This is a genomic window from Winogradskyella vincentii (genome assembly GCF_020166345.1).
GTDB classification, from domain to species: domain Bacteria; phylum Bacteroidota; class Bacteroidia; order Flavobacteriales; family Flavobacteriaceae; genus Winogradskyella; species Winogradskyella vincentii.
Genome location: NZ_JAIUJS010000003.1, coordinates 205024 through 230934 on the forward strand (window position 1 = coordinate 205024; position 25911 = coordinate 230934).

The 25911-nt window shown below is 33.2% G+C and carries 25 protein-coding genes; 17 read left to right on the forward strand and 8 right to left on the reverse strand.

The genetic code is table 11. From position 1 onward, the window contains the following. Window positions 1–14: 14 nt before the first annotated feature. From LBV24_RS06835 to tsaD, 5 genes are all read right to left on the reverse strand, one after another. Window positions 15–512 (reverse strand): TrmH family RNA methyltransferase, encoded by a 498-nt coding sequence (locus tag LBV24_RS06835; RefSeq protein ID WP_224477852.1) that lies wholly within the window; start codon window positions 510–512, stop codon window positions 15–17. 10 nt (window positions 513–522) lie between these two features. After that, window positions 523–1164 (reverse strand): DUF4159 domain-containing protein, encoded by a 642-nt coding sequence (locus tag LBV24_RS06840; RefSeq protein WP_224477853.1) that lies wholly within the window; start codon window positions 1162–1164, stop codon window positions 523–525. Between the two features lie 2 nt (window positions 1165–1166). Then, complete coding sequence (locus LBV24_RS06845; protein ID WP_224477854.1) at window positions 1167–1871, reverse strand: 16S rRNA (uracil(1498)-N(3))-methyltransferase; 705 nt, start codon at window positions 1869–1871, stop codon at window positions 1167–1169. A gap of 2 nt (window positions 1872–1873) precedes the next feature. Continuing rightward, window positions 1874–2497, reverse strand: a complete 624-nt coding sequence (locus LBV24_RS06850; RefSeq protein ID WP_224477855.1) for a peptidylprolyl isomerase — start codon at window positions 2495–2497, stop codon at window positions 1874–1876. 94 nt (window positions 2498–2591) lie between these two features. Continuing rightward, window positions 2592–3614, reverse strand: a complete 1023-nt coding sequence (tsaD, locus tag LBV24_RS06855; RefSeq protein WP_224477856.1) for a tRNA (adenosine(37)-N6)-threonylcarbamoyltransferase complex transferase subunit TsaD — start codon at window positions 3612–3614, stop codon at window positions 2592–2594. A 138-nt stretch (window positions 3615–3752) separates the two neighbouring features. On the opposite strand from tsaD, the gene LBV24_RS06860 reads away from it, so the two are divergent. The 6 genes from LBV24_RS06860 to LBV24_RS06885 all read left to right on the forward strand — a co-directional run bounded on the left by LBV24_RS06860 (window position 3753) and on the right by LBV24_RS06885 (window position 12992). Then, window positions 3753–8180: a translocation/assembly module TamB domain-containing protein gene (locus LBV24_RS06860; RefSeq protein ID WP_224477857.1), complete on the forward strand. Its 4428-nt coding sequence runs from the start codon at window positions 3753–3755 to the stop codon at window positions 8178–8180. A gap of 142 nt (window positions 8181–8322) precedes the next feature. After that, complete coding sequence (pfkA, locus tag LBV24_RS06865) at window positions 8323–9309, forward strand: 6-phosphofructokinase (protein ID WP_224477858.1); 987 nt, start codon at window positions 8323–8325, stop codon at window positions 9307–9309. 32 nt (window positions 9310–9341) lie between these two features. Further along, window positions 9342–10343 carry a type I glyceraldehyde-3-phosphate dehydrogenase gene (gene gap / locus LBV24_RS06870; RefSeq protein WP_224477859.1) on the forward strand — a complete coding sequence of 334 codons (1002 nt, stop codon included), beginning with the start codon at window positions 9342–9344 and terminating at the stop codon, window positions 10341–10343. A gap of 75 nt (window positions 10344–10418) precedes the next feature. Continuing rightward, on the forward strand, window positions 10419–11282 hold the full coding sequence (locus tag LBV24_RS06875) for an N-acetylglucosamine kinase (protein WP_224477860.1): 864 nt from the start codon (window positions 10419–10421) through the stop codon (window positions 11280–11282). Window positions 11283–11384: 102 nt separating this feature from the next. Next, entirely contained in the window at window positions 11385–11564 is a 180-nt protein-coding gene (locus LBV24_RS06880; protein WP_224477861.1) for a hypothetical protein, read from the forward strand. Window positions 11565–11654: 90 nt separating this feature from the next. Next, a complete protein-coding gene (locus tag LBV24_RS06885) occupies window positions 11655–12992 on the forward strand; it encodes a M24 family metallopeptidase (protein ID WP_224477862.1) in 1338 nt (445 codons plus the stop codon). Here LBV24_RS06885 and LBV24_RS06890 read toward each other — a convergent pair. Further along, a complete protein-coding gene (locus LBV24_RS06890; protein WP_224477863.1) occupies window positions 12989–14632 on the reverse strand; it encodes an acyl-CoA carboxylase subunit beta in 1644 nt (547 codons plus the stop codon). The two genes, LBV24_RS06885 and LBV24_RS06890, sit on opposite strands and share 4 nt — an antisense overlap. 154 nt (window positions 14633–14786) lie before the next feature. Between LBV24_RS06890 and LBV24_RS06895 the strand changes: the two genes are divergently transcribed. From LBV24_RS06895 to ettA, 8 genes are all read left to right on the forward strand, one after another. Next, window positions 14787–15140, forward strand: a complete 354-nt coding sequence (locus tag LBV24_RS06895; protein ID WP_224477864.1) for a DoxX family protein — start codon at window positions 14787–14789, stop codon at window positions 15138–15140. 10 nt (window positions 15141–15150) lie between these two features. Continuing rightward, window positions 15151–15681 carry an NADPH-dependent FMN reductase gene (locus LBV24_RS06900; protein WP_224477865.1) on the forward strand — a complete coding sequence of 177 codons (531 nt, stop codon included), beginning with the start codon at window positions 15151–15153 and terminating at the stop codon, window positions 15679–15681. Window positions 15682–15683: 2 nt separating this feature from the next. Beyond that, window positions 15684–15965 carry a GNAT family N-acetyltransferase gene (locus LBV24_RS06905; RefSeq protein ID WP_224477866.1) on the forward strand — a complete coding sequence of 94 codons (282 nt, stop codon included), beginning with the start codon at window positions 15684–15686 and terminating at the stop codon, window positions 15963–15965. Between the two features lies 1 nt (window position 15966). Beyond that, window positions 15967–16404 (forward strand): MarR family winged helix-turn-helix transcriptional regulator, encoded by a 438-nt coding sequence (locus tag LBV24_RS06910; protein ID WP_224477867.1) that lies wholly within the window; start codon window positions 15967–15969, stop codon window positions 16402–16404. 26 nt (window positions 16405–16430) lie between these two features. Then, entirely contained in the window at window positions 16431–17333 is a 903-nt protein-coding gene (locus LBV24_RS06915) for a pirin family protein (RefSeq protein WP_224477868.1), read from the forward strand. A 24-nt stretch (window positions 17334–17357) separates the two neighbouring features. Further along, window positions 17358–18074 (forward strand): pirin family protein, encoded by a 717-nt coding sequence (locus LBV24_RS06920; RefSeq protein WP_224477869.1) that lies wholly within the window; start codon window positions 17358–17360, stop codon window positions 18072–18074. A 110-nt stretch (window positions 18075–18184) separates the two neighbouring features. Next, entirely contained in the window at window positions 18185–18367 is a 183-nt protein-coding gene (locus LBV24_RS06925; RefSeq protein WP_019387444.1) for a CAL67264 family membrane protein, read from the forward strand. Window position 18368: 1 nt separating this feature from the next. After that, entirely contained in the window at window positions 18369–20060 is a 1692-nt protein-coding gene (gene ettA, locus LBV24_RS06930) for an energy-dependent translational throttle protein EttA (RefSeq protein ID WP_224477870.1), read from the forward strand. A gap of 54 nt (window positions 20061–20114) precedes the next feature. Here ettA and LBV24_RS06935 read toward each other — a convergent pair whose 3' ends face one another. Further along, window positions 20115–20339, reverse strand: a complete 225-nt coding sequence (locus LBV24_RS06935; protein ID WP_224477871.1) for a hypothetical protein — start codon at window positions 20337–20339, stop codon at window positions 20115–20117. Between the two features lie 200 nt (window positions 20340–20539). After that, window positions 20540–21316, reverse strand: a complete 777-nt coding sequence (locus tag LBV24_RS06940) for an MBL fold metallo-hydrolase (protein ID WP_224477872.1) — start codon at window positions 21314–21316, stop codon at window positions 20540–20542. Between the two features lie 166 nt (window positions 21317–21482). On the opposite strand from LBV24_RS06940, the gene LBV24_RS06945 reads away from it, so the two are divergent. From LBV24_RS06945 to LBV24_RS06955, 3 genes are all read left to right on the forward strand, one after another. Continuing rightward, window positions 21483–22823, forward strand: coding sequence for a coiled-coil domain-containing protein (locus LBV24_RS06945; RefSeq protein WP_224477873.1), 1341 nt, complete (start codon window positions 21483–21485; stop codon window positions 22821–22823). A 64-nt stretch (window positions 22824–22887) separates the two neighbouring features. Next, window positions 22888–23934, forward strand: coding sequence for a hypothetical protein (locus LBV24_RS06950; protein ID WP_224477874.1), 1047 nt, complete (start codon window positions 22888–22890; stop codon window positions 23932–23934). 11 nt (window positions 23935–23945) lie between these two features. Then, window positions 23946–25904 carry an AAA family ATPase gene (locus LBV24_RS06955; RefSeq protein WP_224477875.1) on the forward strand — a complete coding sequence of 653 codons (1959 nt, stop codon included), beginning with the start codon at window positions 23946–23948 and terminating at the stop codon, window positions 25902–25904. Window positions 25905–25911: the final 7 nt, after the last annotated feature.

Genomic DNA, 25911 nt, shown 5'->3' on the forward strand with positions numbered 1-25911 from the left:
AGCTAAATTCTAACTCAAGAATTAAATTGTTTGGTGATTTCGTATAGCGCAATACTTGTAGCAGTAACCACATTCATACTGCTATTGTTGCCATACATATCTATGTGGAATATATCATCACATTTCTTTAGGACACTTTCTGAAATCCCATAGTTTTCATTGCCAATAATTAAGGCCATTGGTTTGTTTGAAGCTAAACTTAGAGTATGAATTGGTTGGCTATTTTCTGTTATTTCTAATGCAATTAAGTAATGAGAATTAAATTTATCAATAACAGATTCGATTGATTCATAAACTTCAAAATCAACATATTTCTCTGTAGAACGAGAAGTTTTTGTCATTCGTTTGCCTAATGGAATATTGTCCCCACAGAAAATAAGTTTTTCTATACCCATAGCATCAGCAATACGAAATAAACTCCCAATATTGGGTGCGTTGGATACATTCTCGCAGATTAAGGTAATAGGAAACTTAATCGGAACAAATTTGTTGGTATTGTGAGTGAGTTGCAAGGATATTTATTTAATTCTCAAATGCATATTTGATGATATTTGCTCCCATTCTTAGAGCTTTTTCCCTTACATTTTCAGGGTCATTATGAACCTCTTGGTCTTCCCATCCATCACCAAGATCACTTTCAAAAGTAAAAAGTAGAATAAGTCTACCCTCATGAAATAGACCCATTGCTTTTGGTGCCTTACCATCATGCTCATGAATTTTCGGTAACCCATTTGGAAACTCATAAGCTACATTAAAAATTGGATGGTTTGAAGGCATTTCAATTAATTCCTTATTTGGAAATACTTTTTTAAGTTCCTTCGTAATATATGGTTCCATGCCATAATTGTCATCAATGTGAAGAAAACCTCCTGAGAGAAGATATTTCCGAAGATTATCGGCATCGTCTTCACTAAAAAAAACATTGCCATGACCTGTCATATGTAAAAATGGAAATTGATAAATATCTATGCTTCCAACCTCGACAGTTTGAGTTCTTTCATTAATGTTGGTGTCAATATTATCATTGCAAAATTTAACCAAATTGGGTAGGGCAGTTGGGTTACTGTACCAATCGCCACCTCCTTTATATTTTAAAACCGCAACTTCTTGTGCATGCACAAAAAAAACGGAAAATAATATCATTAAAAAAGTATAAGATTTCATAGTTATGAATTCAACAAAGCAACAGTATGGCAAGCCACTATTGCTGCCGTTTCTGTTCTTAATCGTGTATCTCCCAAAGTTACAGGAATATACTCATGTTGCAATGCCATTTGAATTTCTTTAACACTAAAATCTCCTTCTGGTCCTATTAATATCAAGCAATCTTTTCCGGTTTCGACACAATTTTTTAGATCGGTTTTCTTTGTGTCTTCACAATGTGCTATGAACATTTGCTCTGAACTATTATTCTTAATAAAGTCTTGAAACTTAATTGGCGCATTTAAAACTGGTAAATATTGCTGAAGCGATTGCTTCATTGCAGATTGTAATATCTTTTTAAAACGCTCAGTCTTAATTACCTTTCGTTCACTTTGATCACAAATGATAGGTGTTATTGTATCCACACCAATTTCTGTGGCCTTTTCCAAAAACCACTCATAACGGTCATTCATTTTGGTAGGTGCCACTCCTAAATGAACTGAAAAACTCCTTTTTTCTTTAAAGCTTTTAGAAATAATTTCTACTGTACAACTTTTGTTATTGCTTTCTGTTAATTGGGCTTCAAACAACCAGCCTTTTCCATTTGTTATAAACAATGTGTCACCTTCTTTTTTACGTAGCACTTTTACAATGTGCCTGCTCTCATCTTTGTCAAAGTTGAAAAAAGCATCACTTTCGGCAATATTAGAATTATAAAAAAGTTGCATTATTACTTAGTTTCAGAAAATCTTAAAACAGTTATCTCTTCAATTTTTTTTGTGTCGTGAGTTTTTAATATCACATAGTACCAATTCCTGTCATTTATATCTAATGTAAAAATATCCTCAGTGCTATGCGATTTCACTGCATTTTCAAAATCTGGATGCATTTTACCATCTTCAAACCAACCCAAATCACCACCTCTATCAGCATTAAGATCCATGGAGTACATTTTAGCCAAGTCCTTAAATTTATGTCCTTTTTTATACAATGCAACAATTTTGGTACGCTTGCTATTGATTTCAGAAGGAGTCATTTTTTTACCATCAAAGAATATATAACTCACTCTGTTATGAGAAATTTTTTCCTTGTCTAATATTTTATAGTAGGTGTTATTATATTCTGACTTAACAACTTTCTTACCACCCTTTGAAAGTTTAAATAAATCATCTGCCAATTGGGTTTTATGTTTCTCTTTATTGAAAACGATAATTTTACCCTTAACATCTTTATTTGATTTAATAAATGTTTTAGCATCCTCTTTGGATAGAATGGAATCTAATTCTACACCAAAATTTTCTTGACTACCACATATAAGTGGTAAAATAAAAAGGACAATTAAAAGCTGTTTCATTATTGATTTGAGATTGATTTAAGCACAAAGCAACTAAAATTTAACATTAGTTTGAAGGAATCTAGTAAGGCTTATCAACAGATGTTTTAACAATTCAAATTTTCAGTCTTGCAGTCGCCATAACATCAAAATCTGAGAAGTCTTTTTCTAAATATTTTAAATAACCAACAATAGCAATCATAGCTGCATTATCTGTAGTATATTCAAATTTTGGGATATATGTAGTCCAACCAAATTTATGCTCTGCATCCTCTAATGCTTTTCTTATGCCTGAGTTAGCAGAAACGCCACCACCAATAGCTATATGCTTGATGCCAGTTTGTTTTACGGCCAATTTTAATTTATCCATTAGAATTCCAATAATGGTATACTGTATAGAAGCACAGATGTCATTCAGGTTGTCCTTCACAAAATTTGGATTTGCTTTAGTTTCTCGCTGAACGAAATAAAGAATGGCGGTTTTTAAACCTGAAAAACTAAAATTTAAACCATCGACTTTTGGCTTAGTAAATCTAAATGCTTTTGGATTGCCTAATTGCGCAAGTTTGTCAATTTCTGGTCCTGCAGGATAACCCAAACCTAGGACTTTGCCACTTTTGTCATAGGCTTCTCCAACGGCATCATCAATAGTTTCTCCTAAGACTTCCATTTCAAAATAATTAGACACTTTAACTATTTGGGTATGACCTCCTGAAATCGTCATGGCCAGGAATGGAAAAGGTAGTTTTTTGTGGTTTTCTTCACTAATAAAATGAGCAAGAATATGAGCTTGCATGTGGTTAACATCAATCAAAGGAATATTGAGACCAAAAGCAAGAGATTTTGCAAAGGAGGTACCAACGAGTAATGATCCCATTAAACCAGGACCTCTTGTAAATGCTATTGCACTAAGTTGTTTTTTAGAAATACCGGCTTTTTCTATAGCTTGGTGCACAACTGGTACAATATTTTGTTGGTGAGCTCTTGATGCTAATTCGGGTACTACACCACCATATTCCGCATGTATTTTTTGGTCCGCAACAACATTGCTTAAAATCTTATCGTTACATAGTATAGCTGCTGAAGTATCATCGCATGAAGACTCTATACCAAGGATATAAATATTTTCGTTTTTCATAGCGGATATTAGGCACAATAATTGTTAATTTTACCGATATAGTCTAGATCCATACTTTGTAACGTATTGTATAGACAAAGGTAGTGAAGATTTCATTCATAAATAAGCATAAATTCTATCAAAAGGGTATTGAAAATATTGGGAAAAATTGCAGGTATAATTCTGCTGATTTTCCTTATTATATTCTTAATTCTGGCAATTCCTGCAGTACAAACCAAACTAGGTAAATATGCTACTACACGGTTAAATGACGATTTTAATACAGATATAAATATTGGCAAGGTAGGTCTTCAGTTAAACGGCGATGTTGAGCTTAAAGAAATTCTAATTAGGGATTATAAAAAAGATACACTCATAAGCATTGGTGAACTCAATACCTCAATTATAAGTTTTAGAAATCTGTATAACAGCAAATTGAATTTTGGAGATATAGACATTCAGGATTTATTCTTTAACCTAAAAACTTATGAAGGAGAAGAAGATACCAATTTAGATATTTTTGTAGCCAGGTTCGATGATGACAATCCTAGGGTTGGACCAAGTAAATTTCTTTTCTCTTCAAGTGATGTTTCAATTGAGAATGGCATCTTTAAACTTTCAAACGAAAATCTTGATGACCCTGAAGTTTTTGTGTTTAGCGACCTAAATGCTAATACAACCAATTTTTTAATCAATGGACCAGACGTAAGCTCTCGTATCAATAAATTTAGTTTTACCGACAGCAGAGGTATTAAGGTTGAAGATCTCATGGCAAATTTTGAATACACAAGGAGCCATATGATTTTCGATGATTTAAACATTAAGACTGAAGCATCGGAGCTTAAAGGAGATCTCAGATTTGATTACAAAAGAGAAGATTTAAAATACTTTACTGATAAGGTGAACGTATTAGCTAGCTTTAAAGATTCTGAAGTTTCCTTAACCGAATTAAATGTGTTTTTCGATGAATTTGGGGTTAATCAAAAAGCAAATCTTAATGCTGACTTAAAAGGCACACTAAATAATTTAGAAGCTACAAATCTAAATATTAGTACAACTCGAAACACGAAAATTATTGGTGATATTACTTTTCAAAATCTGTTCAATAGTGAACCTAACACATTTGCCTTAAATGGGAAATTTCAAAATTTAGCATCAAACTATAATGATCTTACTGCGTTATTGCCGAGAATATTGGGTAATTCTATACCGACGGTTTTTTCAAGTGTCGGTAATTTTAGAATAAGTGGTAGTTCTTACATAACAGAAACTTCAGTAGACGCAAAAATTAAGATTAATACAGATTTAGGTTTAATTGATTCAGACCTAGAACTTACAAATATTGATGATATTGATGATGCAAGTTATATAGGCAATGTGGTATTTGACGAATTTGATATTGGTGTATTGATTAATGACCCATTATTTAAAAACATTTCGGCCAATTTAGATTTAGACGGTAAAGGATTTAGAATTGACAATCTTAGAACAGATGTAAAAGGAGATGTATACAGTTTAAATTATAATGACTATGATTATAAAAATATAACTGTTGAAGGTGACTTGGGTAATAAGGTATTTAATGGAATACTCAAGGCAAATGACCCAAATCTTCTATTAGATTTTAATGGATTAGCAGATTTTTCTGGAGAAATAAAGAATTTTGATTTTAATGCTAATGTCGGTTATGCCAATTTAAAGACCTTGAATTTTGTAACCAGAGATAACCTTTCAGAATTTAGAGGAAAGGTAAGAATGACTGCGCTTGGCTCTAGTTATGATAATGCCACAGGAGCTATAAATATTAAAAATACAACCTATAAGAATCAAGATGGTAACTATCGCTTTGAAGATTTTGATATAGTTTCCTCTTTTGACGATGATAAAAGAACGTTAACAGTTAACTCACCAGATATTGTCAGTGGTACAATTACTGGCAAGTATAGAATAAGGGATATTCTTAAGTTAGTTGAAAATTCGTTAGGTAGTATATATACCAATTATATACCTAATGAAGTAGAGGCAGGTCAGTATCTCAATTTTAAATTCAATATATACTCAAAAATAGCGGCTGTCTTTTACAAGGATTTATATTTAGGTAAAAACACGTTTATTGAAGGAAAGATTGAATCTGATGAAAAAGGGTTTGACTTAACATTTAATTCACCAGAGATTAAGTTTCAAAAGTATTTTGCAAATGACATTTTGCTTACGGTAGATAATAGTAACCCTATTTACAATACTTACATTGAGATAGATAGTCTAAGTGCAGGAATTTATAATGCTTCTGATTTTACTTTAATTAATGTAACAAAACGCGACACTTTATTGATTAAAACTGAATTTAAAGGAGGTACAAATAACAGAGACAATTTTGACCTCAATTTGTTTTATACAATTGATGATGCGAATAAATCAGTAGTTGGGTTTAGAAAATCTGATATCCTTTTTAAGGATTTTGAATGGGAGGTTAATTCTGATAAGGATACTTTAAACAAAATTAGATTTGATAGAGATTTTAAGAACTTTGATATTTTCCCACTAAGGATTAACCAAGGAAGAGAAGAAATGGTGGTTGCTGGCTCACTAAATGAAGGTGGTAACAAAAAATTAGGAGTGGATTTCAACAATGTTGAACTCGTTAAAATTACACCAAGCATTGATAGTTTAGCACTTCAAGGAGTGGTAAATGGTAAAATTGATATTGAACAAAATAACGGGATCTACTTACCCAAATCAGACCTTGAGGTCAGTAACCTATTTGTTAATGATTATGATTTAGGGAACTTAACTGCAAAAATTCAAGGGAATAACTCAATAACCAATTATGAAGTAGATATCGCCTTAGTTAATGATAATTTAAAATCATTCGGTGCGATTGGTGAAATAGATGTTGCCAAATCTAATCCGAGTATAAATTTAGATGTTGATTTTGATGAATTTTTATTAGATCCTCTAAACCCATTAGGTGAAGGGGTAATCAGTAATATAAGAGGATTAGTGTCTGGCAGTGCCAAAGTTACAGGAAACTTGAACAAACCAAGTATAGATGGTGAATTATTACTTGACAGGGCAGGTTTATCCATACCATATTTAAATGTAGATTATGGTTTTGATTTTGATTCTAAAGTAACGTTACAAGAACAGCAGTTTATTTTTAATAACGTTGCTATGACAGATTCTAAGTTTTTCTCTCAAGGCTATTTAAACGGATTTATTGAGCATAATAACTTCTCGGATTGGGAATTAGGATTAGAACTAAATACCGATAGATTACTTGTTTTAAACACAGTAGAGGAGGAGGAATCCTTATATTATGGTGATGGTTTTGTTACAGGTGAGGCAACTATTAAAGGTCCAACGGACCAACTCGTTATTAAAGTAGTTGGGAGCACAGCAAAAGGAACAGTCTTTAATATACCGCTTAATGATTCCGAAAGTTTTGGAGACAACACTTTCATTCATTTTTTAACACCTGAAGAAAAGCAAGCAAGGATAAATGGTGAAGTAATTGAACAAATTGAAATAAAAGGTTTGGAATTAGATTTTGATTTAGATGTTAATCAAAATGCAACTATTGAAATTGTAATTGACAAAGAGGCTGGAAGTACAATAAAAGGAAGTGGAAAAGGTGGATTACAATTTCTAATAAATACTAATGGCACCTTTAATATGTGGGGTGATTTTTCAGTTTTTGAAGGGGTCTATAATTTTAAATATGGTGGTTTTGTAGAAAAGAAATTTGAAGTTGAACAAGGTGGAAGTATTGCATGGGAAGGTGATCCTATGGGTGCTGAAATAAACTTAAAAGCCATTTATAAAACAACCGCTAATCCATCAGTTCTTCTAGATAATCCGGTAACACAGAGAATACCTGTTGAGGTAGATATTTATCTTACAGGTGATTTAGAACAGCCACAACCAGATTTTGATTTAAGATTTCCTAATGTATCGTCAACAGTAAAATCTGAGCTGGATTATAGGTTGTCGTCAAAAGATGAAAGGAACAATCAAGCCTTAACACTTTTAGGTACAGGTAGTTTTTCTAATGGTATAAGAGGAGTGAACTTCACAGGTACAATATCAGAGAGATTATCTGGGATAGTAAATAATATTATTAGCAGTGATAATGACAATCTCAATGTTGGTATTGATGTAGAGTTGGGAGAAAACACGCCAGAATTACAAACAGACAATAGATTTGGGCTTACCCTTCAAACTCAAATCAGCGATAAAATTTTGGTAAATGGTAAGTTGGGTGTACCGTTTGGTAGTGCGCAACAAACCACAATAACTGGTGATGTGCAAATAGATTGGTTGTTAAATGAAGACGGTACGTTTAGAGCAAAAGTATTTAATAGGGAAAACACCATAAGAAATTTTGGCGAAGAAATTGGTTACACTCAAGGAATTGGTCTTTCATATAATGTAGAGTTTGATACTTTCAAAGAACTCATTCAAATTATTTTTTCTGGTAAAAACAGGAAAGATAAAAAGGTTAAAGCTACGGAGGAAATAAATGAAAAAACGGATGACGATTTCATGCCTGAATATATGTCTATGAAGAAGAAAAAGACGAAATCATAGACTAGAATCCTTTCAATTTTTACATTTTATTAAAATACTTATCAACGAAAACGTTTGAATTGTTTTCGCACTTCTTTTTTTATGATAATAGTCACTTTATTGTATAGATTGTTTAGTAATTTTACTGGAAATAAATTATAAAATGTTACACACCATTAAAAAAATTGGAGTAATGACATCTGGAGGAGACTCTCCAGGAATGAATGCTGCTGTTAGGTCAGTTGTAAGAACATGCGCTTTTCACAACATCGAATGTTTTGGAATTTACAGAGGTTATGAAGGAATGATTGATGGCGATTTTGTAAAAATGGACGCACGTAGTGTGAAAGGAATTATTGATAAAGGAGGAACTATATTAAAGTCCGCTCGTTCAAAAGAATTTAGAACAAAAGAAGGAAGGCAAAAAGCCTATAAAGAACTAACTAAGGCAGGAATCGATGCTTTTGTAGTTATTGGTGGTGATGGTAGTTTTACAGGAGCTATGATATTTAATCAGGAATTTAATTTTCCTGTAATGGGAATACCTGGTACTATTGATAATGATATTTTCGGCACAACCCATACATTAGGTTATGATACAGCTTTAAATACAGTTGTTGATGTAATTGATAAAATTAGAGATACAGCTAGTTCTCATAATAGGTTATTCTTTATTGAAGTTATGGGACGAGATGTTGGGCATATAGCTCTTAACGTAGGTGTAGGAGCAGGTGCAGAAGAGATTCTTATACCAGAGGAAGACTTAGGACTAGACAGATTGTTAGAATCATTGAGAAGAAGTAAGCAATCCGGAAAATCTTCTAGTATAGTTGTTGTTGCTGAAGGAGATAAAATAGGTAAAAATGTTTTTGAGCTAAAAGACTATGTAGATCAAAATCTATCTGAATACGAAGTTAGAGTATCTGTTTTGGGTCACATGCAACGTGGCGGATCACCATCTTGTTTTGATCGTGTATTAGCCAGTAGAATGGGAGTAAAGGCTGTAGAAAGTCTAATAGTTGGTAAAAGTAATTTCATGGTTGGATTAAAAAATGACATTATGGAGTTAACACCTTTTGATCAAGCTGTAAAAGGTCAATCTAAAATAAACATGGAACTCCTTAGAGTTTCAGATATAATGTCAATATAAACTTAGAACACAATAAATTAAATTATAAAAAAATGTCAAACTTAAAGTTAGGAATAAACGGATTTGGTAGAATTGGTAGAATTGTTTTTAGAGCAACAGTAAAAAGAGATGATGTAGATGTTGTTGCGATAAATGATTTATTAGATGTAGAGCATTTAGCATACCTTTTAAAATATGACTCAGTTCATGGTAGATTTGATGGAGATATTCAAGTTAAAGACGGAAACTTAGTTGTTGACGGAAAAACAATTAGAATAACAGCAGAAAAAGACCCTAAAAATTTAAAATGGGATGAAGCAGGAGCTGATGTTGTTGCAGAGTGTACAGGTATTTTTACAACTTTAGAAACGGCACAATATCATATTGATGGTGGTGCAAAAAAAGTAGTGATTTCAGCACCAAGTAAAGATGCACCAATGTTTGTAATGGGTGTAAATGATGATAAATTAACATCAAGTCACACTATAGTGTCTAATGCATCTTGTACTACAAACTGTTTAGCACCTATTGCCAAAGTCATTGAAGATAATTTTGGGATTAAAGAAGGATTAATGACAACAATTCATGCTGCAACTTCTACTCAATATACTGTAGATGCACCTTCACGAAAAAATTACAGATTAGGTCGTTCAGCAATTGTTAATATTATACCATCATCTACTGGTGCTGCAAAAGCAGTAGGGAAAGTTATTCCAGAATTAGATGGTAAATTAACAGGTATGGCTTTTAGAGTGCCAACAGCGGATGTTTCTGTTGTAGATTTAACAGTAAAAACAAATTCAGCAACTTCATTAAAGGAAATAAAAGATGCAATGAAAAAAGCAGCAAATGGATCTATGAATGGTGTTTTAGGTTATACAGATGAAGCTGTTGTATCTCAAGATTTTGTAAGTGAAGAAAGAACAAGTGTTTTTGATGCCGACGCCTCAATTGAACTTAATTCAAATTTCTTTAAATTAATTTCTTGGTACGATAATGAGTTTGGATATTCAAACAAAATGGTTGATTTAGCTCAAAAGGTTAACAACCTATAACAAATTAGTATTAATTCAAAAATTCCGTAGGTCGTTGAATTAAGTTCTCCTGCGGAATTTTTAAGTTTTGGCTTTATGATATTAATTACAGATGGTGGTTCCACAAAATGCGACTGGATTGTTATTGACAACACAGGTAAAAGATTAGCTGAAAAAATAAGAACTAAAGGGTTAAATCCAGCCATTCTAAGTGAGAAGAAAGTAACCAAAATCATTAATAAGAGTGAAGAATTAATGGCTCTTAAGGATGATGTAACGCATGTCTTCTTTTATGGTGCTGGTTGTGGAACTGAAAAGCCTAGACTCATGTTAACGCATGTTTTAAAGTTAATTTTCTTAAAGGCTCATGTTGAGGTAAAAGAAGATACTATGGCAGCAGTAAGGGCGACCATAAGTTCTAATGATGAAAAAGCAGTAGTTTGCATCATGGGAACTGGTTCAAACTGTAGTTATTTTGATGGTGTTAATCTTCATCAAAGAGTATTAAGTTTGGGATATACGTTAATGGATGATGCAAGTGGTAACTATTATGGTAAAGAATTAATTAGAGATTACTACTTTAATAAAATGCCTGAAACCATAAAACTTGCATTTGAACATAAATATGAATTAGAAGCCGATCACATTAAATACAATCTTTATAAACAGCCAAATCCTAATGCATATCTAGCGAATTTTGCGGAATTTATGTTTTTAAATAAAGATTCCGATTATATAAAGGATCTTATTAAAAAAGGGTTTAGAAAATTTAGTGAAAATATGATTCTTCAATTTAGGGAAGAATTAAACAGTGGTGTACCAGTTCATTTTGCAGGATCTATTGCATTTTTTGCTCAAGAAGAAATCCATGAAGTAGCAAAGGAATATGGATTCAAGGTTGGTAATTTTGTTCGTAGGCCAATTGACGGTCTTGTAGATTACCACGTTAGGAACTTTTAATCTTTGATAATATTTTTAATAATCTGTTGATAAAACTCAAAAATGCTATTGTAAAACTTATTAATTGGTTTTATCTTTGCAATAGATAAATGAATCGATATTATGTTTGAATTTGATCAATACTTAGGATTTTTAGCTTTTTTAACCATATTAACAATTGGATTTTGGTTGATGATATTCCTCTTAACGTTTGTTATACCTTATTGGGTATTTGGTTCAGCAATTGAGCGATTCAAGGAAATAAAAGAAGAGAAAAAGGCAAAAAGAGCTGGAACAGCTTAATATTAAATATACAGAATTAAAAAGGATGCAAAATGCATCCTTTTTTTATGGGTTTAATTTTGGTAAATTCGGCACAAAATTAAGTTATTCATGAAAAATATATTTCTACTCATTATTTTATTTACTTCAAGCATTAACGCTCAACAAATATTGCAAGAGAAACAACGTGCTCAAGTTGTGGATGAAATATTGAAGGACAGATTCAATAATTTATTACCAGAATTAATGGATAACGCTGGAATTGATATGTGGGTTTTAATTTCTAGAGAATATAATGAAGACCCTGTTTTAAAAACTATGTTGCCAGCAACATGGTTAAATGCAAGACGAAGAACAATTTTAGTATTCTATAGAAACAAAACACAAAATACCATTGAAAAATTAGCTGTTGCACGTTATAACTTTGGTGAAAATATTATTTCAGCTTGGGACAAAGAGAAAGAACCAAATCAGTGGAAACGCCTAGTAGATATTATAAGTGAACGTAATCCTGAGGTAATTGGTTTAAATTACTCTAATAATTTTAACATATGTGATGGTATTGTTAAAACAGATTATGAAGAATTTATGGCAGTTCTACCAAATAAACTTCAATCTAAAGTAGTTTCAGCCGAAAAACTTGCTATTGGTTGGATAGAAACGAGGACTGAAAAGGAAATGGTTATCTACAATCAATTGGTTGACATAACACATGATATTATTGCAGAGGCCTTTTCTGAAAAAGTTATTACGCCAGGTATAACAACAACAACAGATGTAGAGTGGTGGATGAGAGATAAGGTGACATCTCTAGGGCTTGAGACTTGGTTTCATCCTACTGTTGACGTTCAAAGAACAGCTGAAGAGTTAGGGAACCATCTTTATGCTTTTTCAAATAGACCTGAAAATATGGTCATTGTACCTGGTGATTTGGTGCATTGTGATTTTGGGATTACCTATTTAAGACTTAATACAGATTGCCAAGAATTGGCATATGTTTTAAGGCCAAATGAAAAAGAGCCTCCAAAATATCTACAGAATGCATTGAAAGACGGGAATCGTGTGCAAGATATATTTACTTCGAATTTCAAAACTGGTAAAACAGGCAATGAAGTTTTAAAAGAATCACTTGACCAAGGTAAAGCCGAAGGTTTAAGACCTGCTATATATACTCATCCTTTAGGTACATATGGTCATAGTTCTGGCACAACATTAGGCATGTGGGATTCACAAGGCGGTGTACCAGTTAATGGAGACTATCCTTTACACGAAAATACCGTCTACGCCATTGAACTAAATACAACTGTGACTATACCAGAATGGAAGCGAGATATAAGAATTATGCTCGAAGAAGCAGGTTTCTGGAGCAAAGATGGCTTTAGGTATGTAAATGGTAGGCAAACAAAATTGCTTACTATTCCTAGAGTAAAAGATCATCAAGGTAACTAAACCTGCAACACACCTAAATTAAATGGCTTTTCAATAGGAGCGTGGTTTGCTGCTTCAATACCCATGCTAATCCATGTTCTCGTATCTAATGGATCTATAATAGCATCTGTCCATAGTCTGGCAGCAGCATAATAAGGAGAGACTTGATTGTCGTAACGAGATTTTATCTTGTTAAATAATTCTTCTTCTTTCTCTTTGGTGATTTTTTCACCTCTCTTTTTTAGAGAAGCAGTTTCAATTTGAAGTAATACCTTAGCCGCAGACTTACCACTCATTACGGCAAGTTCAGCGCTGGGCCAAGCAAAAATTAATCTTGGGTCATAGGCTTTTCCACACATAGCGTAATTACCTGCACCATAACTATTACCAATTACAACTGTAAATTTTGGCACTACAGAATTGCTAACCGCATTAACCATTTTGGCACCGTCTTTTATAATGCCTCCATGCTCAGATTTGCTACCAACCATAAATCCTGTGACATCTTGTAGGAATACTAACGGGATTTTCTTTTGGTTACAATTAGCTATAAATCTTGTGGCTTTATCTGCTGAGTCATTGTAAATAACACCACCAAATTGCATTTCGCTCGGCTTGGTTTTAGCACCTTTTGTTTTGACTATTTGCCTTTGATTGGCCACAATACCAACAGCCCAACCGTCTATCCGTGCATAACCAGTTATTATAGTTTGTCCATAACCAGCTTTGTATTCTTCAAATTCAGAGTTATCTACTAATCGCTTGATTATTTCATTCATATCATATTGATCAGCTCTGCTCTTTGGTATTATACCATAAATATCTTCCGGATTTTCAGTTGGTTTCACCGACTTAATTCTATTGTATCCAGCCTTGTCGTAATCACCGATTTTGTCAACTATATTTTTAATAGTATCTAACGCATCCTTATCATCTTTAGCCTTATAATCTGTAACCCCAGAAATTTCACAATGTGTCGTTGCACCACCAAGTGTTTCGTTATCTATTGTTTCTCCTATAGCTGCCTTAACTAAATAACTTCCAGCCAAGAAAATGCTTCCTGTTTTATCTACTATAAGAGCTTCATCACTCATGATAGGCAAATAAGCGCCTCCAGCAACACAACTACCCATAACTGCAGCAATTTGGGTAATTCCCATACTGCTCATTACAGCATTGTTTCTAAATATTCTACCAAAATGTTCTTTATCAGGAAATATCTCATCTTGCATTGGAAGAAATACACCAGCACTGTCAACCAGATATATTATAGGTAACCTGTTTTCAATTGCAATTTCTTGAGCTCTCAAATTCTTTTTACCTGTAATCGGAAACCAAGCTCCGGCTTTTACAGTGGCATCATTGGCAACGACTATACACTGTTTTCCTTTTACATATCCGATCTTCACTACAACACCACCAGATGGACAACCACCATATTCAGGATACATGTCTTCACCAGCAAATGCACCAATTTCGATTGATTTTGATTTTGGATCTAGTAGATAATCAATCCTTTCTCTAGCTGTCATTTTACCCTTGCTATGATGTTTAGCAATGCTTTTATCTCCTCCTCCTAATTTTACTTTGGTAAATTTTCTATTAAGGGTAGAGAGAAGAAGTTTATTGTGATCTTCGTTTTTATTGAACTTGATATCCATTAATGTGTTTTTCTATTGTACGAATTTACGAAACATAAGTATTATAATTTAACACCAATTTCAAAATGAAATGTTAAATATTAGTTACATGGAAATATATTCCTAGGAATATAAAATAAATTTGCATACATTTGTTCAGCTAAAACAAATAAAAATGAAAAGAGATCGAATTATTTATTATGTAGCAACAGCATTATTAACACTAATGATGTTGTTTTCAATAAGCATGTATTTTTTTAAACACGATGATATTGTAGCAGCCTTTACAAGTTTTGGATATCCAACGTATCTAATTTATCCTTATGGCGTTATAAAACTAGTAGGAATCGTTGTTTTATGGTTACCAGGATTAAATAGTCTTAAGGAATGGGCTTATTCAGGTTTCTTTTTTGCGTTTATCCTTGCCTTTTTTGCTCATTATATGATAAATGATGGTGAACATATGGGAGCTTTAATGGCGTTAATACTATTAATGGTATCCTACATATTTTATAGAAGAATTAAATAAAAAATAGATCATGAAAAAAATAATTGCATTAGCTGGTAGTAACAGTAGCACGTCAATAAATAAACAACTCGCAACATATGCTTCAAGTTTAGTTGATAATGTAGAAGTAAAGGTTCTAGATTTGAACGACTTTGAAATGCCAATTTATAGTTCAGATAGAGAAAATGAATCTGGTCACCCAAATGAGGCAATTGCTTTTGTGGATGAAATTAGAGGTGCAGATGGTATCATAATTTCACTTGCGGAATATAATGGAGCATACTCAGGAGCTTTTAAAAACATTTTCGACTGGGCGAGTCGTGTGGAACAAAAAACATTTTTAGGTAAGCCAATGTTGTTAATGGCGTCATCACCTGGCGGAAGGGGTGGAGCATCAGTCTTAGAGATGGCTTCAGACCGTTTTCCAAGACATGATGCCAATGTTGTAGGGAAATTTTCACTACCTTCTTTCTATGATAATTTTAAGGAAGGTAAAATTATAAATGAAGATTTCAACAATGATTTGCTAGAAGAGGTGAATCAATTTCAAGAAAGTCTATAGTCATGAATATTCAACAATATGATGATAATAAAAAAGGCGAATTCTTTCTAGAATCAGAAGGTAAGAAGCTTGCGTCAATGACATATAGCTATGCTGGACCCGATAAGATTATTATAGATCATACAGAAGTTGATGACACATTAAAAGGTCAAGGCGTAGGATATAAGCTTGTGGAGGCCTCTGTGAAATTTGCACGAAATAAGAATATTAAAATTATGCCACTTTGCCCTTTTGCAAATGCAGTATTTAATAAGAAAAGCGATTATAATGATATAAGATTTTAACATGGGAGATTTAGCCAAGGATATCAATTCAACGTTTCCAAATAATAGAGTAAAGGCTCTATTGAACATAATTTATACAGCCAACTGGATTACTAGTTGTCAAAATGAATTTTTTAAGGAGTTTGGTATTTCACCTCAACAGTATAATATTCTTAGGATATTAAGAGGAGCTGGCGAACCGCTAAAAGTTCAGACTATTAAAGACAGGATGTTAGAGCGTTCACCAAATGCAACTCGCTTAATGGATAAATTGTGTGCTAAAAATTACATTGAAAGATTACCGTCAGAGCATGACAGGCGTGTGGTTAAGATCGTTATAACGAAAGAAGGAAAAGAATTATTAGAGTCTATTCCCAAAAACCTAAACAAAGATTTGCTTAAAAATATAAATGAAGATGAAGCTAAACAATTAAGTGATCTATTAGATAAAATGCGCTAATGCATTTTTTTAACTAATTATTTTCCATGGAAAATAACTTAAAAGAAGAAAAACAAATGAAAAATAACAGTATTAAAAGAGTAGGACGAAGTGATTTTGTTAATATGGGTCCAATTCGTCTACGTCAACCTTTACCGACACAGCAAATTGAAATGATTGATCCATTTATTCTTTTGCATCATTATGGTCCTTATGAAATAAACGAAAGAAGCAATCCTTTTGACCTAGGACCACATCCACATCGTGGATTTGAACCAGTTACTTTTTTGGTGCAAGGCGAGCAATTACATCGTGACTCATTAGGTAATGAAAGTATCGTAAAAGCAGGCGATGTACAATGGACTACTTCTGGAAGGGGTATAATACATGCTGAAGGCCCATCAAAAGAGTTCGTAAAACGTGGCGGAACGATTGAAGGTATACAACTTTGGCTCAATTTACCCGCTGAAAAGAAGATGATGCAACCAAATTACCAGCATATTAGAGACAATGATTTTGAGGTTTTAACATCTCAAGATCAAAAAGTCGTAACAAAAGTAATTGCAGGTAAGTTAAATGATACTCAGGGAAAAATAAGATCTCAGACGCCAGTAAATTCTTTTATGATTCATGCAAAAAAAGGAGGTGAAGAATCATTTAATTATTCTAATACTCATGAAGGCTTCATTTATTTGTTAAAGGGAAAAGCTGTTATAAATAATGAAGTGACCTTAGAACTGAATAAAAATCAATTAATAAGGTTCAATCAAGATGGTGATGGGTTTGCAATTAAGGCTGTAGAAGATAGCTTATTGTTATTTCTATCCGGAGAACCAATTAATGAAGAAGTTGCTACGTATGGGCCGTATGTTATGAATACACAAACAGAACTGTTAGAAGCCATGAGAGATTATCAAATGGGCAAAATGGGTTTTCTGACAGTAAGCTAGATATTAATGATAAAATAAAATATTATGAAAACTATAATTCACAAATCAAATACTCGAGGATACGCAGATCATGGTTGGTTAAAATCGTATCATACATTCAGTTTTGCAGGTTATCAAAATCCTGAGCGGATGAACTTTGGTATGTTACGCGTTTTAAACGATGATGTTGTTCAGCCTAAAATGGGATTTGGTACGCATCCGCATCAAAATATGGAAATCATTTCAATTCCATTAAAAGGTGCTTTATCACATAAGGACAGTATGGGTAATAAGCGTGCTATTGAAGTAGGTGAAGTTCAGGTAATGAGTGCAGGAACTGGGTTAACGCATTCTGAGTTTAACGACAGTAAAACTGACGAAGTTAATTTTCTTCAGCTCTGGATTATTCCAGAAGAAATGAGTGTAGAACCTAATTATGAACAACGTCAATTTTCCGATGAAGGTAAGTTGAATAAGCTTCAAACTGTAGTCGCGCCAAAGGATAAGCTCGAAGATGAGACACTACCTATTAGTCAGCAAGCTTATATTTACAGAACAACCCTAGAATCTAATCATTCTATTGAAGTAAAATTGAAGTCTGAAGATAATGGTATCTATATTTTTGTTGCAGATGGAGAAATTAATGTTGGTGGAATAGCTTTGTCTAAAAGAGATGCGATAGGTATAAGTGAAATTAATGCCGTTGATATAGTTTCCGTTGAAAATTCAGAACTTGTAATTATCGAAGTACCAATGCACTAGATAAAAGACATGATTGATAGCAAAAAAAGCATCCTGCCAATAGGATGCTATTTTTAGTTTATTTCACGATATTTGTTTAAAACTAACTAACTAATTCAAACTTTAAGACTATGGCGATGAATAAAAATACAGTATTGGCATGGGCAACAGTGCTTATGATTATAATGGGAGTAGTACTAATTTTAATGGGTGCATATCGATATGATGATGTAGCAGGATGGGGTTTTGCAACTGTTGGTATAGGATTTTTTGCAATTGCATGGGTTTTTAATGCATTAAAAGGACGAGTTTAAAATGAGTGACGACAAAAAAGTGATCTTTTCAATGTCTGGTGTAACCAAGACATTTCAATCTGCCAACACACCAGTACTTAAGAATATATATTTAAGCTTCTTTTATGGAGCTAAAATTGGTATTCTTGGTTTAAATGGATCGGGTAAATCAACATTACTTAAAATTATAGCCGGAGTTGATAAGAATTATCAAGGCGATGTTGTTTTTTCACCTGGCTATTCGGTTGGGTATCTAGAACAAGAACCGCAATTAGATGATGATAAAACAGTAATTGAGGTCGTAAAGGAAGGTGTTGCAGAGACTGTTGCAATTTTAGATGAATATAACAGTATCAATGATCAATTTGGTTTAGAAGAAGTCTATAGTGATCCAGATAAGATGGAGAAACTAATGAATCGTCAAGCAGAATTGCAAGATCAAATTGATGCGTCAAATGCTTGGGAACTAGACACCAAGTTAGAGATTGCAATGGATGCTCTACGTACACCTGAAAGCGACAAAAAAATTGGTGTATTATCAGGAGGGGAAAGACGACGTGTGGCGTTATGCAGATTATTATTAAAAGAACCAGATGTACTTTTACTAGATGAGCCTACAAACCACTTAGATGCAGAATCGGTTCATTGGTTGGAGCATCATTTAGCACAATACAAAGGAACAGTAATAGCAGTAACGCACGATAGATACTTTTTAGATAATGTTGCTGGTTGGATATTAGAACTAGATAGAGGTGAAGGTATCCCGTGGAAAGGGAACTATTCATCTTGGTTAGATCAAAAATCAAAGCGTTTGGCGCAAGAAAGTAAATCCGCATCTAAACGTCAAAAGACACTTGAACGCGAGCTTGATTGGGTGAGACAAGGAGCAAAGGGTCGTCAGACGAAACAAAAAGCGCGTTTGAAGAATTATGACAAGTTAATGAGTCAGGACCAAAAACAGCTTGACGAAAAACTAGAGATTTACATTCCAAATGGACCAAGACTTGGTACAAATGTTATTGAGGCCAATGGTGTTGCAAAGGCATATGGTGATAAATTATTATATGATGATCTAAATTTTAATTTACCTCAAGCAGGAATTGTTGGTATAATTGGACCAAATGGTGCAGGTAAAACCACAATATTCAGAATGATAATGGGTGAAGAAACTCCAGATAAAGGAGAGTTTAAGGTAGGTGATACAGCTAAGATTGCATATGTAGACCAAAGTCACTCAAACATAGATCCAGAAAAAACAATTTGGCAAAACTTTAGCGATGAACAAGAATTAATTATGATGGGAAATCGTCAGGTTAATTCGCGTGCATACTTAAGTCGTTTTAATTTCTCAGGTAGTGAACAAAATAAAAAAGTCAAATTACTATCTGGTGGAGAAAGAAACCGTTTGCATTTAGCAATGACACTCAAAGAGGAAGGTAACGTATTACTTTTAGATGAGCCTACTAACGATCTTGATGTCAATACGTTAAGGGCATTAGAAGAAGGTTTAGAAAACTTTGCAGGTTGTGCTGTTGTAATAAGCCACGATAGATGGTTTTTAGATCGTATTTGTACACATATATTAGCATTCGAAGGTGACTCTCAAGTATATTTCTTCGAAGGTGGATTTAGCGAATATGAAGAAAACAAGAAGAAGCGTTTAGGAGGTGACTTAATGCCTAAACGAATTAAGTATAAGAAACTGGTGAGATAAAAATTAGAATAAAATTGAAATAAAAAAAAGCTCGTTTTTACGAGCTTTTATATTTTAATGATCACTGTAAAGATGTCCTCCTGTAAAGTCTTTATAACTTTCATCAACATCCTTAAATGCATTTGTTTCCATCAGTTTTTTATTCTCAGCTTTTAGCCTATACATTTTTACAATAGCTATAATTATAAATACTAAAAAAATGGTTGCTACGGCTATTAAAATCATAGTAAGTTGAGTGGTGGTCACTATCAAAGCCTTTGTAAGCAGGTTGGTAATCATGATTAATTAACGTTTAGATTTGGATTAAAACTAGGGCTAAGATAGAAAAAAAAGTAGTTCAAATAGCACTAACATGTGTGAAATTCCATTTTTTAATTAACAATTTATCCGATTAACTGTTAATAAAACTCGGCAAAACGCACTAAAAATGGGCGAAATACACCTTTTTTCTACTTATCAACAATTCAAATTTTAACATATTAATTTTTATACCAATTAAGCAATTTCACCTCAATTTCATCATTTTTCGCTTCAATCAAAGATTTAAATTTTGCAATATCACTTAGTCCATTTGTCCCTCTATAATGATAAGGATACACTGTTTTTGGTTTAAACTCCAATACTGCACTTGCAGCACTCTCAACTGTCATTGTATAGGGTAAGTTCATACAAACAAATGCCTTATCTATGTTCTTTAGATTTCTCATTTCTGGGATGTCTTCTGTATCTCCAGAAATATAGATACGTTGATCTTCAATGGATAAGATGTAGCCGTTACCGCGTCCTTTTTCATGAAATTTTAAGGCTTCTTCTCTCAGGTTATACATGGGTATTGCCTCAACTAAAATATTATCACCACTGTAACTTTGGCCATTGTTAAGAGTCATAATGGTTTTAGATATTGTTGTTGGAATTTTATCGGTAACAGCTTTAGGTCCAATAATTATGGAATTGGTTAAATCTAAGCTTTCTAATGTAGAATTGCTCAAGTGGTCACCATGTATATCCGTTATTAGAACATGTGTTGGCTTTTTTTGTCCATTAAAGGCTTTTTTGCCACCAGTTGGATCTACATAAATAGTCAAGTCCCTTGTTTCTATTACTAAAGTACCGTGTTTAATGGGATTTATTAATATAGGATCAGTATTTATGTTTTCAGCAATAGCCTTATTTTCATTTGTGTTTGATTTATCATTTTTACAACCTAGGGTAAAGACTAAAATGACTAATAAGAGTATGGGTTTGATTGGTTTCATTGAATTTGTTTTTTATAAAGATATTAAACTGTAAGTGAGTAATTATTATTTGTAACATTTTAACAACAATTACTACTTATTATTTACAGCATAAAATTTTTATTCTCTTATAAAATTACCGAAATTGCTTATCAATAAAATGTTCAACTAAATAACACTACATAATATGTCTGATGATTTTGATTTATTAGAAACAAATTCCAACGAAAAAACAGAAAAGGTCGATGTAAATTGGGGCAAAGCTATAGACCAAATGAAGTCTAAATTAGCACAGGAAGATGATCCAGAAAGTCGTCAAAAAATATTAAATGCCACCTTAGATTCAGTTGTAGACATGGCTGAGAAGGATAGGTCTACATTACTAGATGCCATTAAAGACCTTACTGATTATCAAGATGAAGTAGGTATTATGTTCGAAGGCTTTTCTGCATTAAATGCGGCAGAACAAAAGGTTATTGATGACGCAATTAAACGTCTTGAGCGTGCTAAAGTTGAGTTAGAAGATGCACAAAGCAAGCCAGATACTTGGTGGAATAATCTTTGGGGTAGAAAAAGTAAAATTAAAAAAGCTGAGGAAGAGCTTAAAAACGCTAAAAAAGTACGCGATGCAGCAGATAATAAAGCAAAAGCTATGTTTCAGCAACGTATTGAAACGGCAGATGTTCAAACATTACTTAATGAACTTTCTTTTAAGAGTACGGCTGCGATAAAGCGCCTAAAGGATAGAGAACTTGAGATTAAGGAGGTTGAAGAAAGCCTAAAGACTGCAATTGTTGAAGCTAGTAATAATCATACAAAAGCCTTAGAGAAAAAGAAAGAAGTAGAGGCGCGCTTAGAAGAGCAATATGCTCTATTAAAGCAAGCAAGACAGGCACTTGAAGAAGTTGCTGATAAGCAATCAACAGAATATTCTGAAGCATTAGAAAAAGTTACACAACTAGAACAAAAGGTTGAGGAATTAGAAGGTTTAAAAAATGCTTACACTACGTTAGCGGCATCTAAGGATAGTTTTGTACATAAACATAACTTAACTATAAAGGTGCTAACATCATTAAGAAGTAATCTTCAAACGCATAGGGCAAAATTAAAAAGTGATACTGACGAAAGATTAAAGTACTACGATGGTTATGTTGTTGCATTAAAGGCACGTACAGATCAAGAATTTGCTGCTATTTTGGAGCACCTTGGAGTTAAGACAGACGAACATATCGGAGAAACACTTGCTGCAATGCATTCTGCCAGTGCTAGAGCTCGTCAAGAAATGATGGATAATATTCCTGTTCATGAAAAAGTGATGCAAGGTGTTTATGGAAGTTATGCTGAAGCTTTACAAGATATTAGAGCTAAGGATGAAGAGATCCAGAAAAACTTTGCTGACCGTTATGGTATAGATATGAAAGAGATTTTTGAGGAATACTACAAAGCAGATCCAAATGCACCTGCTGACGGAGCTGAGCCTGAAGGTGATAAAAAACCAGAAGCAAATGAGGACGACTTATTAGGGTAAAAGCTAAGTTGAGTAATTGTTTTAGCCATTTCTAAAACCTTCAACATCAATAGTATACTTAATTATGATCGTAACCCCATTAGATTCCGCTGTATTAGATTCTAAAGAGCAGTATGTTTTTTATCATAAAATGATAGACTTCTCTCTTAAGGAGCTCATTGTTGCTGTGCAAAGAAAGCAGATAATCAATGAGCAGGAAATACTATTGTTTAAACAATATTGCGACTTGCTCTTGTATTCTATTGAAGCAATGCGTGTAAAGTACATGTATGACGATGAGGATAACATGAAGGTGGATTTGACGGATTCTAGCTTTCCAAACTATTTAGAATTTAGGTATTTATTCAACGATTTAGAACTTAGAGAAGAGTTTTTAGGCAGATTGACCAATGTAGAGAAATTAAAAGATGAGTTTTTAGACACTTTGATGCGTAAAAAAGAACCAATTTCCAAAAGAAAACTTTTCCAAGCGGCATCAATTGTATATTATTCATCGGCTAAAAAAGAATATATCTTTAATCGATTTGTTCAAGGTAAGATTTTAGATACACCAAAGGATTCTTCTGCAGAGCATCTCGTTAGCTGGAGTTTTTATGATGTTACGCATAATAGACCATTTGTATGTTACATGTACTTCAATTATGATGGTAGAAATGTTCAAGATTATAAAAATGAAATTTATACTGTCTTAAAAAATACGTCAGATAGGGAAATGGCCTTAGACACTATGGCATATGCCATTGATAAACGTTTACCAAAGGTAATGCCTAAGATTGTTAAACGCATAGACTTAGGGCCAATACATAATGTATTTGCTAAAGACGAGAATGATCTCACACATGCAATTTTAGGTGGGATTTCTAAAAAGACCATACCGCTAGAATCATACGCTATTTCATTTAAAATTGATGAAATAAGGTCCAAAAGTGAATTTAAAGAAGGTGGATTTTTTAGTAAACAGACCTTTCAGAGGTGGGATAATATATTCAGACAACGCTTTGTTTTTGCGCCACATAGAATTATTCAATTATTGCATAATAAAACTCCTGAAATTATGAATAAACTCGCGCAAGCACCAATTCAAGTTTCGGATTTAACCATAAATAATTAGTTAACCCATATATGGAACATAACTCAACCTTTCCTATAAAACAAAATGAACTCGATATGCTTCGTGATGAAGCAACTTCCTATTTAAAGTCAGTACAGTGGGAGCAGAGTCAACGTGCTAAGAATAAGGATAACAGTGGTAAGGACGAATCAATTTTGTTGTATTTATCAAGAGCAAACAATGGTAGTAATGTCGCCGTTACATCTGTGTCAAAAACTATATTGGGATTAAAGAAAAGATTGTTACCGGAATCTGTTGCAATTCCATTGTTTTTAAACCAAACCTTGTATGGGGTACAAGAGGGATTAACCCTAGGTATTTGGATAAAAGACAGCTACTATGATGCATCAGGGTTATCAAGTTTAAGTGAGAATAAAACTGCTCTAGATCGCTCTGGTAAAAGAGAATATGAAAGCAAAATGCATACTGCAACGGCGTTTATGTTATTCGCATCAGCATACAAGATTTTACATGATTTAAAACCTCATGCATCTGATGATTTATCAGTAATGAAGCAAAAGTTTGCTGGTATTCCTGAGGTATCATTGCTCTCTCCATTAAAAGGAATTTCTTGTCAGTTATTTTATTATGACAAATATTTAGGCCATCCTGAAATTATTAAATCAGATAAGGATGTCATTGATTTTACTGTAGTTTATTTTGAAGCATTGATAGATGAAATTCAATTACGTCGCAGTACTTTAGAATATACAGAAACCATTGTTGATAGAGCATATAAGTTGGAGAATTCTGATTTTGCTATTGATGGATGGAACAATGTATTCCAAGGAACTGCCAAGAGTGTTGAGTTTAATAAAATTCAATTTGAACAAATTGTTGGTAACAGAGATGCAAAACACTTTGCTAGAAGATTAACTGAGCGAATGTTGAGTTATGATTTTGAGGCTCAGAAAAATCCATTTCAGGAATTAGGTGGTTTTATGCCAGTATTTATGGGTTATGGAATACCAGGAACTGGTAAAAGTATGCTCATTGCTGCCATTGCAACACGGTTAAAAGAACATTGTGACAATTTGGACATTCCATTTTTGTTTCATCCTATGCCTGATACGCTAATTAGCACATTTCAAGGTGGTTCTGCGGAAAAAATGGTAGAATGGATGAAACCATTACAAGATCCGACAAGACTAATTTTTGCTCCAATTGATGATGCCGAAAATAATTTACAAGAAAGAACTGCACAAGGTGTGTCTGCTGGTGTAAAAGAGGTAATAGGTGTATTTCTGCGATATACAGAAGGTGCTTACGCAGTTAATTATGGTAATAGTTCTATAGGTTTATTTACAAATCTTCCAGAGATGTTAGATAAAGCTGTGATTTCTAGAGTTCAGGGCCGATTTAAAATTGATGGAGCACGTACAGAGCACGATTTTTTAGATCAAGATTATCTATGGTGGAGAAAACTAAAGGAAACGATGCCTGAATTTGTAAATATGGATGATCCAGAGGTTTATAAATACTTAGCAGACCAAGGGTTAGCAAAGAGTATGGGTGAAATATTAAAAGCAGTAGAAAAACCTACAGAAGAGCGAGTACTAGAAACATTTGAGAGAGTTGAGAATCTGCATGAAGAAGATGATCATATGTTTTATGCCACTCTTTATAAAGAAATCCAAAAGATATTTCCATTCTTCTCTTCGAGAGATGTCCGTAATATTCAATCTGCAATATCCTTGCGTTTAACTGATTTTGATCTTGAAAAAGATTGGTTTGAAAATCCAGATAAATATTTCAAGCAAGATTACGAAACCAAATTCAATATGCTTCAGGAATTAATGAAAGCAAATATGAAAGGATTGAACTTCTCAGATATTAGACGCCAAGAGGTAATAAGATATCTAGATAATGTTGCAACTATTGCAGATACTGACTTTAAGCGAAAAGTTGATGCTCGCGTCAATCAAATGAATATTGAATCTGAAGCAAGAGAAAAATTCGGAAAGTTATAAGGTTTGT